The organism is Mycobacterium sp. NGS57, from assembly GCF_059812405.1.
The window spans coordinates 106196-122532 of the sequence record NZ_JCALCP010000010.1; the positions used below are offsets into that span (position 1 = coordinate 106196).

The following is a 16337-nucleotide window of genomic DNA, read 5'->3' on the forward strand; positions in this document are numbered from 1 at the left end:
CGTGGCGCCCCCCATATTTGACTCGTTTGGAAAAGGACGTCAGGGCCGGGCTTTTGTAATTCGCTGCGCTTACCGGGCCCCGGGCGTGCTCGACGAGGGGATATCTCGGTGAACTTCTTGGTTTTGCCGCCCGAAATCAATTCGGCGCGGGTCTATCTGGGTGCGGGCCCGGGCCCGATGTTGGCGGCGGCGGCGGCCTGGGACGGGTTGGCGGGCGAGTTGGGTTCGGCGGCGGGTTCTTTCGGCTCGGTGACGTCGGGGCTGGCGGGTGCGGCGTGGCAGGGCCCGGCGGCCGGGGCGATGTTGGGTGCGGCCGCGCCGTACATGGGGTGGCTGTCGGCGGCGGCCGCGCAGGCGCAGGGGGCGGCGGTCCAGGCGCGGGCGGCGGTGTCGGCGTTCGAGGCGGCGGTGGCCGCGGCGGTGCATCCGGGCGCTGTGGCCGCCAACCGCAGCCAGTTGGTGTCGTTGGTGCGGTCAAACCTGTTGGGGCTCAACGCGCCGGCGATCGCGGCGGCCGAGGCCCAGTATGAGCAGATGTGGGCCGCCGATGTGGCAGCCATGGTGGGTTATCACGGCGAAGCGTCGGCGGTGGCCGCGCAACTGGCCCCGATGGCGCAGGCGCTGCAGACTCTGCCCGGGCCGCTGGGTCAGGTGCAGGCGGCCCTGGCCAACCTCGCCCTCGGCCCGGGCAACACTGGCAACGGCAACGTCGGCGGCGGCAACACCGGCGGCGGCAACCTGGGTGTCGGCAACAAAGGCAGCGGCAACGTGGGCGGCGGCAACATCGGCAACGCCAACGTCGGCAACGGCAACAACGGGATGGGCAACATGGGCAGCGGCAACCGCGGGCTGCAGAACATGGGCAACGGCAACGCGGGCAACAACAACGCCGGCTTCGGCAACACCGGCATCGGCAACGTCGGCGCCGGAAACCTCGGCAACGCCAACACCGGCAACGGAAACCTGGGCAACGGCAACCTCGGCAGCGGCAACCGCGGTGACGCCAACATGGGCGTCGGCAACCGGGGCAGCAACAACGTCGGCATCGCCAACACGGGCAGCCACAACATGGGGTTCGGCAATACCGGCAACAACGACATCGGGTTCGGACTCACCGGCGACAACCAGATCGGTTTCGGCGCACTGAATTCCGGGATCGGCAACATCGGCTTCGGCAACTCGGGCACCGGCAACGTCGGCTTCTTCAACTCGGGCACCGGCAACGTCGGCATCTTCAACTCCGGCAACCACAGCTTCGGCATCGACAACTCGGGCAGCTTCAACACGGGCTTCACCAACACGGGTCAGGGCAACACCGGCTTGTGGAACGGCGGCTTTTCCAATTTCGGCCTCGGCAACGGCGGTTCGAACAACATGGGTATGGCGAACGGCGGTTCCCAGAATTTCGGGATGGGGAACTCCGGCTTCCAGAACACGGGCAGCGGCAACGCGGGAAGCTTGAACACGGGCGACTTCAATGCGGGCGACATCAACACCGGATGGGGCAATTCGGGCGCCAGCAACACCGGCGGTTTCGACTCGGGCAAGCTGAACACCGGCTTCGGCAGCGCGATCACGCCGGTCGGCGTCAAGAACTCGGGGTTCGGCACCACCGGCCTGGATTCCTCCGGCTTCTTCAACTCGGGCGGCGACACCTCTGGCTTCCAAAACACCGGCCTCGCCTTCGAATCGGGGTTCCGGAATTCGGGAAACGGCAACAACGTCGGCATCGGCAACATGGGCAGCTTCCTCGCCGGTATCGGCAACACCGGCTTCGACAACATCGGCATCGGCAACTCGAACGTCTTCAACTCCGGCATCGGCAACTCCGGCAACGACGACTCCGGATTCTTCAACAAGCGCGACGCGGTGGCCGGATTCTTCCTGTGACACCGGACTTTTCGCTGCTGCCGCCGGAGGTCAACTCGGCGCGCATGTACGCGGGGGCGGGGACGGGCCCGTTGTTCACGGCGGCGACGGCGTGGGACGGGCTGGCCGTCGACCTCGGGGCGTCGGCGTCGTCGTTCGCCGCGGTGGTCTCCTTGTTGACCGCCGGGCCGTGGTCGGGTCCGGCGTCCGGCGCGATGGCCGCCGCCGCCGCGCCTTATGTGTCGTGGCTGGCGGGGTCGGCGGCGCAGGCCGAGGCGGCCGCGGTACAGGCCCGCGCGGCGGCGACGGCATTCGAGGCGGCACGGTCGGCGACCGTCCACCCGGCGGCCGTCGTGGCGAACCGGATGCAGCTGATGTCGTTGGTGGCCACCAACTTTCTGGGCCAGAACGCACCGGCGATCGCGGCCGCCGAGTTCCAGTACCTGGAGATGTGGGCCCAGGACGTCGGTGCGATGCTCGTTTATCAGTCCGGGGCGATGGCGGTCGCGGCGTCGCTCGCGGGCGCGGCGCAGTCGCTGGTTTCCGGTGTGCCGGTGGAGTCGTTGTCGTCGCTGGCGCAGGTCGCGTCGCTTCCGGTCAGCATGCTGATGTCGCCGATCCTGTCGTTGGCCCAGGGGGCGAACGCCGGCACGACGGGGCTGGCGGGGCTGGCTGCGGCCGATGCCCCGAAGTTCGTGAGCGACAACGGGTTCCGGCCGCTCGGCGGTGGCGGCCCGGGTCCGGCCGTGTCGGCGGGCCTGGGCGGGGCGCGGCTCGTGGGGGCGATGTCGGTGCCACCGGCGTGGCAGGGGTCGATGCCGGCCCGGATGGTCAGTTCGGCGATGTCGGGTGTGGGCGGCGCAATGCCCGGTGCGGCGGGCGGATACGGATCCGGGATGGGCGGCATGCCGATGATGCCGATGCCGATGGGCGGCATGGGTGGCGGGGCGCCGGTGCTGGGACGCGGTGGGGCGAGCCCCAACCACGTGGTGCAGTCGCGGCCCAGCGTGGTCCCGCGGACGGGGGTCGGATAGGGCGTGCTGTCACAGCGCAGGGGATTGCCGACCGGAGGAAAAGATATGACGCTGTGGGACAACGCCGTCAGAGGCTACGGGGCCTTCTGCTACCTGATGTCTCGCGCCGCGCTGCTGTGCGGGATCGGCTTCGTGGGCAACATCGCGATGCCGCGCTGCATCGACCATGCGGTGGCTTCGGCGCCGCTCCATAAGGCCGTCGTGGTCGATCTGCTGCTGCTCGGCCTGTTCGCGTTCCAACAGAGCGTGATGGCGGATCCTGTTTTCAGGCAGTGGTGGGCGAGCTCCGTGGCGCAGCCGCTGGAACACAGCACCTATGTGTTGTTCGGGAGCCTCGCGTTGTTCCTGCTGTATTGGCAGTGGCGCACGATCCCCGCGGTGGTGTGGTCTGTGACGGCGCCGGCGGCCGGGCTGGGGCTGAGCGGCGTGTTCTGGCTGGGCTGGGTCGTCGTCATGGCCGGCGCCGTCAAGCGGTCCAGCGCAGCGGGTTTCGGTTCTCCGCTGCCGTATTGGCCTGCGCGCCACCCGGTTATGTCCGGTTTCGTTGCTGCGTTCTGGGCCGCCCCGATGATGACCGCCGGGCACCTGCTCTTTGCGTTAGCCGCCACCGGATACATCGTGGCCTTCGTGCGGCGGGAGGAACGCGAGCTTCGGCGGCAATCGGCGCTCACGGTCGTCGCCGAACTGTCCGGCACCGTGTTTCCGGTGCTGCGCCGGGCGACGGTCTACCCGACTTCATCGGACAACGGATTCCCGTGGAACGCCGCCGGCGAGAAACTCGATCGGCGCTAGACCGGATTGGACGGAACCGTACGCCGGGCTTGTGCGTCTAATCGCGGGTCTTCGGAGGCGCGAAATTTCTTGTGTCACTTCGGTTTCAGTGGTCACATTGCCGGGATTGTTGTCGGTGGGCGTCCCTACGATTTGAGGTATGACCGCGAGCAGTCGTGAGCAGATCGTCGAAGCCTTCGACGCCCTCGACGCTGAGCTGGACCGGCTGGGCGAGCTGTCCTTCGACGCCTTGACCACCCCGGAGCGGCTGCGCGCGCTGGAGCGCCTCGAGCGCGTCGCGCGCCGGCTGCGCACCCCCCAGCACGCGCTGATCAACCAACTCCGCGCCCAAGCCGGCGAGGCCGAGCTGGGCGGCACGCTGCGCCGCGCGTTGGCCGACCGGCTGCGCATCACCAAAGCCGCAGCCGCCCGGCGCATCGACGACGCCGCCGATTTGGGCGTGCGCCGCGCCCTGACCGGGCAGGTGCTGAGACCGCGGCTTTCCGCGACCGCGGCCGTCCAGCGCGACGGGCTCATCGGCGACGGCCATGTGCGCGTGATCCGCGGGTTTTTCGACCACCTGCCCGTCGAAGTCGACGTCTCGATCCGGGAAGCCGCCGACAAAGACCTGGCCCGCAAAGCGTGCGGCTACCGGCCTGATGAGTTGGCCAAATACGCCCAGCGGATCATGGACTGGCTGCACCCCGACGGCGCCTACACAGAACAAGAACGCGCGCGCCGGCGCGGCATCGTGTTCGGCAAGCCCGAATACGACGGCCTCTCACGCATCAGCGGCCTAGTCACCCCCGAGCTGCGCGCGGCCATCGAGGCGCTGCTGGCCAAGCTCGCCGCCCCCGGGGCGTGCAATCCCGAAGACGACACCCCCGTCGTCGACGACCCCCCCGACGAGGCCGCGGTGCGCCGCGATCACCGCAGCGCCGCCCAACGCAACCACGACGCATTCCTAGCCGCCCTGCGCGCGCTGTTCGCCTCCGGCGATCTGGGCTCGCACAACGGGCTGCCGGTGAGCATCGTGGCGATCACCACCCTCGCCGAGCTCGAGGCCGCCGCCGGCAAAGCCCTGACCGCCGGCGGAACCCTAGTACCGATGTCCGATGTCATCCGGTGGTCGCAGCACGCCCACCACTACCTCGCCATCTTCCACCACGGCAAGGCGCTGGCGCTGTATCACACCAAACGCCTCGCGTCCCCCGCCCAGCGGATCGTGTTGTACGCCAAGGACCGCGGCTGCACCAAGCCCGGCTGCGACGCCCCGGCCTACCACAGCCAGGTCCACCACATCAACGGCTGGCAAACCACCCGCCGCACCCACATCGACGAACTCACCCTGGCCTGCGGCCCCGACAACCGACTGGCCGAAAACGGCTGGACCACCCGCACCAACGCCCACGGCCACACCGAATGGATACCACCACCGCATCTGGATCACGGACAGCCGAGGACCAATTCGTATCACCACCCCGAACGACTCTGCCACGACGAAGACGACGACGACCCCTAGCGGGTTAGGCCGGCAGCGCCGCGCCCGCGGCGTCGTGCGCCATCACCTCCGCGGCGGCGCGCTCGCCCGAGCGGATCGCGCCGTCGACCCAGCCGCACATGATCGCCGAACTCTCGGTCCCGGCCCAGTGGACGCGACCGCAGGGCTCGCGCAGCGTGTAGCCGAACTGGGTGAGCACACCCGGTGCGGCATGGCTGATCATGCCGCCGCCGGAATAGGGGTCCACGGTCCAGTTCTGCTCGTGGAATTCGCGGTGGCCGTTCGCCTTCTCGCCGAACCGATCGACGAGTTCGCCGACGACCACCGCCCGGCGGTCGGCCCCGTCGAGCCGGCCCAGTCGCCGCGCGGCGGGTCCCTCGGTGATGACGCACATGACGCCCGGGCTGCCGGTGTCGGTGCAGGCATCGATGGTCAGCGTCGCGGGGGATCCCGGCGCGGCCGACTGGCCCGACAATCCGTCGGCGCGCCAGAAGGGATCGTCGTAGACGACCGAGACCTTGACGACCGCGCCGCCGGGCATGCGCTGATGCAGAAACGCCCGATCGACCGGCAAGAGCGGTTCGTAGACGATCGACGTGGCGATCGCCAAGGGGATCGCCACCACCACCCGCCGGGCGCGCACCGACATGCCCTCCGCGCGGACGGTCACGCCGTCGTCGTCCTGGGCGATCTGCCGGACCGGCTGCGAAAGGTGCAGCGCGTCACCGAGTTCGGCGGCCATCGGCCCATAGATCGCGCCCATCCCGCCGACCGGGCGGGCGTCCTGGGAGCCACCCTTGCCGGAGATGGCGAAGGTCGGGCCGCCGGCGGATCCCGTCTGCAGCAACGCCCACAACAACGACGTCTCCGACCCCGCCGAGGTGTACAGGCCGGCCAGTGCCATGTCCAGCATCTCCCGGGCCTGCCTGGACATGGTGTTCTTCTCGATCCATTCGCCCAGGCTGATGCGGTCCCACTCCTCGGCACGCTCTGCCTCCCAAGGGGATTCGAGCGGAACGGCTTTGCACATGCTTTCCACGGCGCGCAGGCCCAGGGCCAGGTTGATGACGGTCCAGGGGTTCATCGTCCAGGGGATGGTGCCGCCGTAGCGGTGCTTTTTCCCGCCGACGACCATCATGGAGTCGCCGTCGTTGTGCTGCTTGTACTCCGGCACCCCGAACTCGTTCATCAGCGCGTAGACGCGATCCTGGCCCGGCCCGATCCACGCGCCACCACGATCGACCCACGTTCCGTCGGGGCGGTATTCGGTGAACGTACGACCGCCGACCCGGTCGCGTGCCTCCAGCAAGGCCACGGAGCGACCGGCCCGCTGCAGTCGCAGGGCGGCTGTCAGGCCCGCGAACCCCGCCCCGACCACGCAGTAATCGACCTCTGGCATGGCTGGCTCCTTAGCTCGTCGGGCCCCAGCAGCAAACTACACCCGGTGGAGCGTCAGAGCGCGCTAACCGGCCCGGGAGTCGGCGCGGCCTGCGACGACGGCCGGCGAGGCCAGCGAGGGAAGTTGTGCGCCAACGCGTTTGACGGCGGCTAACCGGTAGAGGAACGAGGGGCGCAGCAGGCGGGTGGGCGGATCGAGCAGCCCGGTGACCCGGAAGAACTGCGTGCCGATCGCGGTATCGAACTCGGAGGCGGCGAGCACGCGTTCCACCAGCCGATTGGTGATGCGCATCGAGCGGGTCCGTCGCCCCTGTACTTCCGGGAACGCCAGGTCGGACGTGGCTCCGGTGCGCCAGGCCACCCCGATCGACTTGGCGGTGGCGCGAAAGTACCGCCGGGGCAGGTCGGTGACGCCCCGGCGCAAGCAGTCCCGCAGCGCCACGGCGTCCAGCGCGGCGACCGACATTCCTTGCCCATAAATCGGGTTGAAGCTGCATATCGCGTCCCCGCAGGCCAGCAGGCCGTCGGGGAGGCGGCGCATCTTGTCGTAGCGCCGCCACTGGCTGGACGGCATTCGATGCTGCACCACGGGCCCGAGCGGTTCGCCGGCGCGCACCGCCGCCAGCAAGTGCGGCGGCCCGTACTCCTCCGCGTAGGACAGCATGCCGTCCAGGTCGCGCGGCGGCTCTTGCCCGGCGAGCGCGAAGACCGTGAATATCCAGGTGTCGTGCTCGTAGCCGACGAGGAACATGCCTTTGGGCCGCCCGGGCGCGGGGCTGACGAGCGCCAGCATTTCCGTCAGGGTGCCGCGCGGAATCCGCAGCTGTTGGCTGACGTACGTCGTGTGCATGGTGATGTGATCCTCGGCCGGTCGCCCGTAACCCAGGCTCTCGAGCAGGGCAGGCGTGTGGGCGCCGCGGCCCATGGCGTCGACAACGAGGTCCGCCGTCAACTCCTCGTGCGCGCCGCCGGCACGGCTGGTCACCCGCACCCCGCTGATGCGGCTGCGGTCCGGGGTCGACATCAGTTCGGTGACGTCCTGGCCGGCGCGGATCGTCACGTTCCCCAACTGCCGCAGGCGCCGCCGAACGTGGTACTCGAGCAGCGGCCGGCTGGGCATGTACAGCGCCATCTCCCGAGGATCGCCGGCCAGCACCCCCGTCGGGAGCACTCGGTGGCCGTTGTAGCTGAAGTGACCCTTGGTGAGGTCGCCGTCGTCCCACACGGGGGCGCCGGCGGCGGCCAGCTCGTCGAGGAGACCGGGGAAGAGCTCATCGAGCACCTGGGCGCCGCGCGGCAACAGAGCGTGCACGTGCCTGCCCTGCGGTACCCCGCGCCGGTTGACCGGGTCGTCGGCCAGCTCGTCGCGCTCGAATACCGTGACGGTCCCGAAGGATTCGGCCAGCACTCGCGCGGCGAGCAGCCCGCCCATGCTCGCCCCCAAAACGACCGCCCGCTCACCCAATACCGGCATCGCGAAACACCTTTCAGCGCAACGTGGGCTCAGATCACTCCGGATCAGCATGCGGGGCCGCGCCGGGCGCCGATAGGGTAGTGCACTACCCCATACGCAAGCTTCACGGCGGTGATCATGATCGTGCATGCCGTCCGGGCGCGGCGCAGCTCAGACGACTTCCCGCGCGCCGAGCACCTCGCGGCCAAGATCGCCGACGTCGCCGCCGATCCGGTCGCCGTCGAGCCGGAAACCGCGGAGATGGTGGCGAATCGGATCATCGACAACGCCGCCGTCAGCGCCGCGGCCGTGTCGCGCCGGCCGGTCGCGGTGGCCCGCGCGCAGGCGCTGGCCCACCCCGCGCGGCCTGGGGCCGCGGTCTTCGGCCTCGAGGGCACCTATTCCGCCGAATGGGCGGCCTGGGCCAACGGCGCCGCGGTGCGCGAGCTCGACTTCCACGACACGTTTTTGGCAGCGGAGTACTCGCATCCCGGCGACAACATCCCCCCGCTCGTCGCGGTGGCGCAGCAACTCGGCGTGCGCGGCGCCGACCTGATCCGCGGCGTGGCCACCGCATACGAGATCCAGATCGACCTGGCCCGCGGAATATGCCTGCACGAGCACAAGATCGACCACGTCGCGCACCTCGGCCCGTCGGTGGCCGCCGGCATCGGCACCATGCTGCGGCTGGACACCGAGACGATCTATCACGCGGTCGGCCAGGCGCTGCACCTGAGCACCAGTACGCGGCAGTCCCGCAAAGGCTCGATCTCCAGCTGGAAAGCGTTCGCGCCCGCACACGCCGGCAAGGTAGCGATCGAGGCCGTCGACCGGGCGATGCGCGGCGAGCGGTCGCCGGCGCCGATCTGGGAGGGTGAGGACGGCGTGATCGCCCGGCTGCTGGGCGGACCCGAACGCGAGTACCGCGTGCCGTTGCCCGGTCCCGGTGAACCCAAGCGCGCGATCCTGGACAGCTACACCAAGGAGCACTCGGCGGAATACCAAAGTCAGGCGCCGATCGATTTGGCCCGGCGGATGCGGCGGCGCATCGGCGACCCCGCCCGGATCGCGAAAGTCGTGCTGCACACCAGCCACCACACCCACGTGGTGATCGGGACCGGATCCGGCGACCCGCAAAAGTTCGATCCCGGCGCGTCGCGGGAAACGCTGGACCATTCACTGCCTTACATTTTCGCCGTCGCGCTGCAGGACGGCGCGTGGCACCACGAGCGCTCCTACGCACCCGAACGGGCCCACCGGCCCGACACCATCGCGCTGTGGCGCAAGATCAGCACCGTCGAGGATCCCGAGTGGACCCGCCGCTACCACTCCAGCGACCCGGCGGAGAAGGCGTTCGGCGCCCGCGCCGAGATCACGCTCGACGACGGCAGGGTGGTCGTCGATGAGCTGGCCGTCGCCGATGCTCACCCGTTGGGCGGCAGGCCCTTTGGGCGCCGGGAATACATCGCGAAGTTCGCCGCGCTGGCCGACGGCGTCGTCACCGACGCCGAGCAGCGGCGGTTCCTGGCCGCGGTCGACGGCCTCTCGGCGCTTCGGGCCGTTGACGCGCTGAATATCATCGTGGATCCGCGGGTGTTGAACGCCGCGCCGACGATCCCGCCGGGCATCTTCTAGCCGGCGCCGCCGTCGATCGATGCGGCGCGCGCCAGCACCTCCCGCGCCATCTTGACGTGTGCGGCGTCGACCAGGACACCGTTCACTCCCACCGCGCCGCGCCCGTTGGTCTCGGCCTCCCGATAGGCGGCGAGATTGCCTTGGGCGCGGGCGATCTCGTCGGCGGTCGGCGAGTAGACCGCGTTGGCGACCGGCACCTGATCGGGGTGGATCGCCCACTTGCCGGTGTAGCCCAGCAGCGAGGCGCGCCGCGCGTCGCGCTCGTATCCGGAGAGGTCGCGGTAGTCGGGATACGGGGCGTCGATCGCGTCGACGCCGGCGATGCGCGCCGCGACGATCACCTTGTTGCGCGCGTAATGCCAGAAGTCGCCGGGGTAGTCGCCGAGGGGGACGAAGTTGGTGTCCACCCGGGCGCCCTGCGACAGCGAGAAGTCGCCGACGCCGAAGATCAACGCGTCCAGCCGGGGGCTGGCCACCGCGATCGCTTCGGCGTTGGCCAGACCCTCCACCTCCTCGATCAGCACCTCGAGCCGAATGTGTTGGCTCAGGGCGAGTTTGGCCTCCAGCTGGGTGAGCAGCACGTCCACCCACCAGACGTCGCGGGCCCGGCGGGCCTTGGGGATGATGATCGTGTCGAGGTTGTCACCGGCCCTGGTCACCACCTCGATGAGGTCGTCGTGACACCACGGGGTGTCCAGGCCGTTGATCCGCACCGCCCGTGCGGTGCGGCCCCAGTCGATGTCGTTCAGGGCGGTGATCGCCTTGGCGCGCGATTCCTCCTTGAATGCCGCCGGCACCGCGTCCTCGAGGTCGAGGAACACCAGGTCGGCACCGCACCCGGCGGCCTTGTCGAACATGTTGTCGTTGCTCGCCGGCACGGCGAGCTCGGAGCGGCGGAGAAGATGCGTCATCGATGAATTTCCCTCTCTCACAACACGCCTCGGGCGTGCAGGTCGTCGAGTTCGTCGGAGTTCAGGCCGAGCAGGCCGCCGTAGACCTCGGCGTTGTGCTCGCCGAGGCGCGGCCCCAGGTGGGCGACGGTGCCCGCGGCGGCCGAGAACCGCGGCACGGGCGCCTGCACGGTCATCGTCCCGAGCTGGTGGTCGTCGACGGAGACGAACACCTCGCGGTGCGCGAGTTGCTCGTCGGCGACCAGGTCGCTGACGTCGTACACCGGTGCCGCGGCCACCTCGTGGACGTCGAAGACCGCCATGGCATCCGAAAGCGTCTTGCCGGCGACCCAATCGGCGACCGCGTCGTCGACCTCGCGGGCCCGCGCCAGCCGTCGCTGCGGGTCGGAGAAGTCGGCGTCGGCCAGCAGGTCGTCGCGGCCGATCGCCTTGAACACCCGCAGCGCCAGCGCGGGGGAGCTGCCCGACATGGCCAGCCACCGTCCGTCGGCGGTGCGATAGGTGTTGCGCGGCGCGGAGATGTCCCACCGATTGCCGGATCGCTCGGGCACCAGCCCCAATTGGTCATAGCCCAACAGCGTCTGCTCGAGCAGCCGGGCCAGTGGGTCGACGAGGTTGACGTCGATCAGCTGCCCGGGCCCGCCGTGGACGTCGCGGTGATACAGCGCCATCAGCACCGCGTAGGCGGCGTTCAGCGAGGCGACGCCGTCGGCCAGCATGAACGGCGGTAGCGTGGGCGGCCCGCCGGCCTGGCCGGTGAGGTGCGCGAAGCCGCTGATCGCCTCCCCGAGCGTGCCGAAGCCCGGGCGTTCGCTTTTGGGCCCGCTCAACCCGTAGCCGGTGATGTGCAGCATCACCAGTCGGTCGTTGACCGCGCGCAGGCTGTCGTAGTCCAGGCCCCACGCGCGCAGCGTCTGCGGGCGGGTGTTGGCGATGACGACGTCGGCGTGCTCGACCAGCCGGCGCGCCAGCGCCTGGCCGTCGGCGCACCGCAGGTCCAGCGTGATCGACCGCTTGTTGCGCGAGATCGACTTCCACATCAGGCCGATGCCGTCGCGCTGGTGTCCCCACCCGCGGATCGGGTCGCCGCGTTGTGGTTCCTCGACTTTGATCACGTCGGCGCCGAACTCGCCCAGGTAGGTCGCCACCAGGGGAGCGGCGGCCAGCGTGGCGAGGTCGAGCACTCGCAGGCCGTCAAGCACCGGCGCCCACCCGGGTGTTCGACGGCCGTGGCAGCCCAAGGTGTCCCCGCAGGGTCGACGATTCGTAGGCGGTGCGGAACAGCCCGCGCTGCTGCAGCTCGGGGACCACCATGCGCACCACGTCCTCGAAGGCGCCGGGCAGATGCGTTGCGGCCAAGACGAACCCGTCGCACGCGCCGGTTTCGAACCACTCCGCCATCTGGTCGGCGACCTGCTCACCGGTGCCGACGAAGCGCGGGCCCTGCAGCAGGGTGGCGCGGTGGCTGGCCAGGTCGCGCAGCGTCACCGTGTCGCCGCCGATATGGGCGCGCAGGTTCTGTACGAGACCGCGGATACCGGAGACCGAGGCGAGCAGCTCGTCGGTCACCGGATCGTCGAGATCGTGTTGCGCGAAGTCGTAATTCATCAATTCCGACAACAGCGTCAGCGATGCCATGGGATGGACCAGGTCGTTGAGGAACATGGCCTCGCGGTCCTTGGCGTGGGACTCGGACTCGCCGACCACGGCGTAGGCCATCGGGCAGATGCGCACGGCCGCAGGATCGCGGCCCGCGTCGGCGATGCGGTCCTTCTGGTCGGCGTAGTGGTTGCGCGCGACCTCGATCCCGGGGTCGCCGGTGAAGATCAATTCGGCCCAGCGGGAAGCGAATTCGCGGCCGCGGCCCGACGAGCCCGCCTGGATGATGACCGGCCTGCCCTGCGGGGTCCGCGGCACGGTCAGCGGGCCGCGCGCCGAGAAGAAGCGGCCGGAGTGGCCCAGTTCGTGCACCTTGGCGGGGTCCGCGTAGCGCCCGGCCCCCCGGTCGTGCACGACGGCGTCGTCCTCCCAGCTGTCCCAGAGGCCGGTGACCACGTCCATGAATTCGTCGGCGCGGTCGTAGCGTTCGTCGTGCCCGAGGTGGGCATCAATGCCGAAGTTCTGCGCCTCGTTGTCGTTGACGGAGGTGACGACGTTCCAGGCCGCCCGGCCGCCGGACAGGTGATCCAGCGTGGCGAAGCTTCGGGCGACGTGGAACGGCGCGTAGTACGTCGTCGAATACGTCGCCCCGAGACCGATTTTCGACGTGGCCTGGGCCAGCACCCCCAGGATCACGTTGAGGTCCAGCTTGACCGGTCGCGCGCCGTAGCTCACCGCGTCGGCCACCGAGCCGCCGTAGACGCCCGGCATCGCCAGGCGGTCGTCGAAGAACATCAGGTCGAAGCAGCCCTCTTCGAGCTGGCGGCCGATCTTCGCGTAGTAGGAGGCGTCGAGATAGCGGTGCTCGGTGGCGGGATGCCGCCACGAGCCCGCGTAGACGGACGTGCTGCCCGCCTGCATGAAGGCGACCAGCGCCATCTTGTCGGTCCGCGTACCCATGATTGAAATCTAACATCTGATATATCAGATTTCAAATGAAGGGCGCCGTGTAAAGTCCTGACCATGCCCGGAGTCGCCGACATCGCCGCGACGGTGCGCGAGCGTGCCGCCCGTGAGCTGCGCAACCGCATCCTCACCGGCACGCTGCCCGCCGGGACACGACTCGACCTGGACGCCATCACCGAGGAGTTCGCGACCAGCCGCACCCCGGTGCGCGAAGCCCTGCTGGAGTTGTCCTTCGAGGGCCTGGTTCGCGTCGCCCCGCGCAGCGGCATCACGGTGATCGGCGTCAGCTCCCGCGACGTGCTGGACAGCTTCACCATCCTGGGGGTGCTGACCGGGCAGGCCGCCGCCTGGGCCGCCGAACGCGTGACCCCCGACGAGCTCGGCCGGCTGCGCGAGCTGGCGGCCGACGTCGCCTCGCGATCGGGGGACGAGGGCATCGGCGAGGCGAATTGGCTGTTCCATCAAGACATTCACCGCGCCGCGCATTCGCCGCGGCTGCTCGCCCAGATCAGGCAGGCCGCGCACGTGGTGCCGACGAATTTTTTGACGCTGTTTCCCGATCACGAGCGGCAGTCGCTCAACGAGCACGAGGAATTGCTGGACGCGCTGGGCGACGGAAACGGCGAGCGTGCCCGCTCGATCGCGGAGCGCCACGTGCTCGAAGCCGGCCGCTCCCTTGTGGATTGGCTTGAGCAGCGCGCAGATGGCCTGGCTACGCCTGTGCAGCAATAATCAGTCGGGCTCGCCATACTCGTCGAACCAATACGCGAGTTTGCCGCGGCGACTTACCGCACGGAGTCTGCGCTCGGTGGAGGCGCGCATCTTGGGTGTGGTGACGATGAGCAGTTCGTCGCCGGCCTGGATGCGGGTGTGGGGCTGGGGGACGAACGTGCGCCCCTTCCGGATGATCAGGGTGATGACACTGGGGTCCGGTAACCGCAATTCCAGGATCGAGACGTTGTGCAGCCGGGACAGGGGCGACACGGTCATCGTCAACAGTTCGGCCTCCAATACGTCCAGCGGCGCCGCCTCCACCTGGATCTCCCGAGTGGCCTCACCGGAGATCAGCCCGATCCGGTGGGCGATCAGGCTCAACCCGGGACCCTGGACCAGGGTGAAGACCACGACGAGGATGAACACGATGTTGAGCAGGCGGTAGCTGTCCGCAACGTTTTCGACGATGGGAAATGTCGCAAGCACGATCGGGACCGCGCCACGCAAACCGGCCCAGGAGAGGAACACCTGCTCGCGCCAGGGCACCCGAAACGGCGCGAGGGAGATCAAAACCGAGAGCGGCCGACCGAGCAACAGCAGTATTGCCCCCGTGACGATGGCCGGCACCAGTTCGCCACCAAGCTGGCGCGGGCTCACCAACAGGCCGAGGAGGACGAACAGCCCGATCTGGGCGAGCCAGCCGAGTCCTTCTGCGAAGGACCGGGTGGCAGAACGATGGGGCAACCCCGAATTCGCCAACACCACTGCAGACAGATACGCGGCGATGAACCCGCTGGCGTGAGCGCTGGCCGCCGCGGCGAAGGCCACCATGCCCAGCGCGAATGCGGCCAGCGGATAGAGGCCGGAAGCGGGCAGCGCCGCTCTGCGCAGTGCGATTGCACCGAGCAGACCGCTGAACAATCCGACAGCAATGCCGACGACCAATTCGTATCCCACGTCGGCCACGGCGGTTCCGGGCGCGAGTGTCAGTGGCGTGGTGCTGAACATGAGCACGAGGATGGCGGCGGGGGCGTCGTTGAATCCGGACTCCGCCTCGAGCAGCCCGGCGATGCGCTTCGGCAACGGCAGGACACGCAGGACTGAGAACACCGCCGCGGCGTCGGTTGGCGAGACGATGGCACCGAGCAGCAACGACAGTTGCCAATTCATGCCGAGCAGCAGGTGCGCGCCCGCAGCCGTGACCACCATGCTGACGCCCACCCCGACAGTGGCCAGAACACCCGCGGGTGCCAACAGCTTGCGTATGTCGGCAAAACGGGTCGTCAGGCCGCCTTCGACCAGGATGACGGCCAGTGCCGTCGTGCCGAGGGCGCTGGCAAGTTGGACGTCGTCGAACTCCAGCCCGAGGCCGTCGTTGCCCAGGGCGACGCCGACTGCGAGGAACAACAGCAGGCTGGGCAACCCGACCTTTGCGGCCGCGCGAGTGGCGACAATACTGGCCAGCAGCACGAGCCCACCGATGAGGAGCGTCACGTACAGCTGCTGCAAGGTCATTTTTTATCGCCGTTCGGCCGCGGCTCGGCCCAGCAAGGTGGGTTGTGTGCGGGTTGGTCAGTCGTAACGCTAGTGACAGCCGTGGTCCACGCTGAAACGGCATCGGGAGGCGGATGGTGCGGATCGGGATTGCCGGCGCGGGCGCGGTCGGACGGTCCGTCGCGCGCGAGCTACTCGAGGCGGGCCACCGGGTCTTGCTGATCGAGCGCAAAGTCGACCACTACCAACCGAATACCGTTCCGGAGGCGGAGTGGTTACTCGCCGACGCGTGCGAGTTGGCTTCACTGCAAGAGTCCGGATTGGATATGTGTGAAGTTGTCATCGCAGCCACCGGAGATGACAAAGTGAACCTCGCGGCGGCGCTACTGGCCAAGACCGAGTTCGACGTTGCCCGGGTGGTCGCCCGCGTCAACGACCTGCGAAACGAGTGGCTGTTCACCGAGGCGTGGGGTGTCGACGTCGCAGTCTCCACGCCGCGCGCCATGATCGCCGGAGTCGAGGGGGCCATCGATGTCGGCCACCTCGTGCAATTGATGGGCCTCGCGGGTGGTCAAGTCAACCTGTCGAAGCTGACTCTGCCGACCGACAGCCCCCTGGTGGGCCAGCGGATTTGTGATCTGTCGCTGCCGAAGGACGCCGCATTGATCACCGTGCTGCGTGGCGACAGCGTCATGTTCCCGCCGCCCGACGACATGCTCGAGGCCGGCGACGAAATGTTCTTTGTCGCCGGCAGTGCCGCCGAGAGGCAGATCCGGGCCGTCATCGTCGACGGCGCCCCGACCGGTCAGCGCATTCAATGAAATATCGGTTGCCGCAATTGGATTCGGGATATCGCACCATACTGCCACACCAGGTTGTGGGCGCCGGTCATCGTCGGGTTGTACCACGTCGTGCGACCGTTGACGTCCTCGTGGCGTGCAGGACGGTGCAGGAATCGCCCGGTCCGGGCGCGTCGGTCCGTGCGACACCGG

The 16337-nt window shown here is 69.0% G+C and carries 13 protein-coding genes; 7 read left to right on the forward strand and 6 right to left on the reverse strand.

The annotated features are described in order from the left end of the window. Positions 1-108 precede the first annotated feature (108 nt). The 4 genes from AC5Y43_RS19635 to AC5Y43_RS19650 all read left to right on the forward strand — a co-directional run bounded on the left by AC5Y43_RS19635 (position 109) and on the right by AC5Y43_RS19650 (position 5196). A complete protein-coding gene (locus AC5Y43_RS19635) occupies positions 109-1890 on the forward strand; it encodes a PPE family protein (RefSeq protein WP_499975151.1) in 1782 nt (593 codons plus the stop codon). Beyond that, positions 1887-2903 (forward strand): PPE family protein, encoded by a 1017-nt coding sequence (locus AC5Y43_RS19640; RefSeq protein WP_499975152.1) that lies wholly within the window; start codon positions 1887-1889, stop codon positions 2901-2903. The genes AC5Y43_RS19635 and AC5Y43_RS19640 overlap by 4 nt, the downstream gene beginning before the upstream one ends. A 45-nt stretch (positions 2904-2948) precedes the next feature. Beyond that, positions 2949-3695 carry a methanethiol S-methyltransferase gene (locus AC5Y43_RS19645; RefSeq protein ID WP_499975154.1) on the forward strand — a complete coding sequence of 249 codons (747 nt, stop codon included), beginning with the start codon at positions 2949-2951 and terminating at the stop codon, positions 3693-3695. Positions 3696-3834: 139 nt separating this feature from the next. Continuing rightward, the gene (locus AC5Y43_RS19650) at positions 3835-5196 is read left to right on the forward strand and encodes an HNH endonuclease signature motif containing protein (RefSeq protein ID WP_499975156.1); all 1362 of its coding nucleotides are present in this window, start codon (positions 3835-3837) and stop codon (positions 5194-5196) included. Between the two features lie 4 nt (positions 5197-5200). On the opposite strand, the gene AC5Y43_RS19655 is transcribed toward AC5Y43_RS19650, so the two are convergent. Further along, a complete protein-coding gene (locus AC5Y43_RS19655; protein WP_499975157.1) occupies positions 5201-6574 on the reverse strand; it encodes a flavin monoamine oxidase family protein in 1374 nt (457 codons plus the stop codon). Positions 6575-6637: 63 nt separating this feature from the next. Beyond that, positions 6638-8047, reverse strand: coding sequence for an FAD-dependent oxidoreductase (locus AC5Y43_RS19660; protein WP_499975158.1), 1410 nt, complete (start codon positions 8045-8047; stop codon positions 6638-6640). A gap of 117 nt (positions 8048-8164) precedes the next feature. On the opposite strand from AC5Y43_RS19660, the gene prpD reads away from it, so the two are divergent. Further along, positions 8165-9661: a 2-methylcitrate dehydratase PrpD gene (prpD, locus tag AC5Y43_RS19665; RefSeq protein ID WP_499975161.1), complete on the forward strand. Its 1497-nt coding sequence runs from the start codon at positions 8165-8167 to the stop codon at positions 9659-9661. Here the strand turns inward: prpD and AC5Y43_RS19670 are convergent. Genes AC5Y43_RS19670 through AC5Y43_RS19680 form a run of 3 tightly spaced genes read right to left on the reverse strand, consistent with a single transcriptional unit; the run spans position 9658 to position 13131 of the window. Next, positions 9658-10572 carry an HpcH/HpaI aldolase/citrate lyase family protein gene (locus tag AC5Y43_RS19670; RefSeq protein ID WP_499975163.1) on the reverse strand — a complete coding sequence of 305 codons (915 nt, stop codon included), beginning with the start codon at positions 10570-10572 and terminating at the stop codon, positions 9658-9660. The two genes, prpD and AC5Y43_RS19670, sit on opposite strands and share 4 nt — an antisense overlap. A gap of 17 nt (positions 10573-10589) precedes the next feature. Continuing rightward, the gene (locus AC5Y43_RS19675) at positions 10590-11774 is read right to left on the reverse strand and encodes a CaiB/BaiF CoA transferase family protein (RefSeq protein WP_499975165.1); all 1185 of its coding nucleotides are present in this window, start codon (positions 11772-11774) and stop codon (positions 10590-10592) included. Next, positions 11767-13131: an LLM class flavin-dependent oxidoreductase gene (locus AC5Y43_RS19680; RefSeq protein ID WP_499975169.1), complete on the reverse strand. Its 1365-nt coding sequence runs from the start codon at positions 13129-13131 to the stop codon at positions 11767-11769. The genes AC5Y43_RS19675 and AC5Y43_RS19680 overlap by 8 nt, the downstream gene beginning before the upstream one ends. Positions 13132-13194: 63 nt before the next feature. On the opposite strand from AC5Y43_RS19680, the gene AC5Y43_RS19685 reads away from it, so the two are divergent. After that, a complete protein-coding gene (locus AC5Y43_RS19685) occupies positions 13195-13869 on the forward strand; it encodes a GntR family transcriptional regulator (RefSeq protein WP_499975174.1) in 675 nt (224 codons plus the stop codon). On the opposite strand, the gene AC5Y43_RS19690 is transcribed toward AC5Y43_RS19685, so the two are convergent. Beyond that, the gene (locus AC5Y43_RS19690; protein WP_499975176.1) at positions 13870-15366 is read right to left on the reverse strand and encodes a potassium/proton antiporter; all 1497 of its coding nucleotides are present in this window, start codon (positions 15364-15366) and stop codon (positions 13870-13872) included. A 116-nt stretch (positions 15367-15482) separates the two neighbouring features. On the opposite strand from AC5Y43_RS19690, the gene AC5Y43_RS19695 reads away from it, so the two are divergent. Further along, positions 15483-16166 carry a potassium channel family protein gene (locus AC5Y43_RS19695; protein WP_499975383.1) on the forward strand — a complete coding sequence of 228 codons (684 nt, stop codon included), beginning with the start codon at positions 15483-15485 and terminating at the stop codon, positions 16164-16166. Positions 16167-16337 lie beyond the last annotated feature (171 nt).

Bases quoted from the DNA above. Each gene is read 5' to 3' on its own strand.
- AC5Y43_RS19645 (WP_499975154.1), top strand. From the start codon at position 2,949: ATGACGCTGTGGGACAACGCCGTCAGAGGCTACGGGGCCTTCTGCTAC.
- AC5Y43_RS19650 (WP_499975156.1), top strand. From the start codon at position 3,835: ATGACCGCGAGCAGTCGTGAGCAGATCGTCGAAGCCTTCGACGCCCTC.
- AC5Y43_RS19655 (WP_499975157.1), bottom strand. From the start codon at position 6,574: ATGCCAGAGGTCGATTACTGCGTGGTCGGGGCGGGGTTCGCGGGCCTG.
- AC5Y43_RS19660 (WP_499975158.1), bottom strand. From the start codon at position 8,047: ATGCCGGTATTGGGTGAGCGGGCGGTCGTTTTGGGGGCGAGCATGGGC.
- prpD (WP_499975161.1), top strand. From the start codon at position 8,165: ATGATCGTGCATGCCGTCCGGGCGCGGCGCAGCTCAGACGACTTCCCG.
- AC5Y43_RS19670 (WP_499975163.1), bottom strand. From the start codon at position 10,572: ATGACGCATCTTCTCCGCCGCTCCGAGCTCGCCGTGCCGGCGAGCAAC.
- AC5Y43_RS19680 (WP_499975169.1), bottom strand. From the start codon at position 13,131: ATGGGTACGCGGACCGACAAGATGGCGCTGGTCGCCTTCATGCAGGCG.
- AC5Y43_RS19685 (WP_499975174.1), top strand. From the start codon at position 13,195: ATGCCCGGAGTCGCCGACATCGCCGCGACGGTGCGCGAGCGTGCCGCC.
- AC5Y43_RS19690 (WP_499975176.1), bottom strand. From the start codon at position 15,366: ATGACCTTGCAGCAGCTGTACGTGACGCTCCTCATCGGTGGGCTCGTG.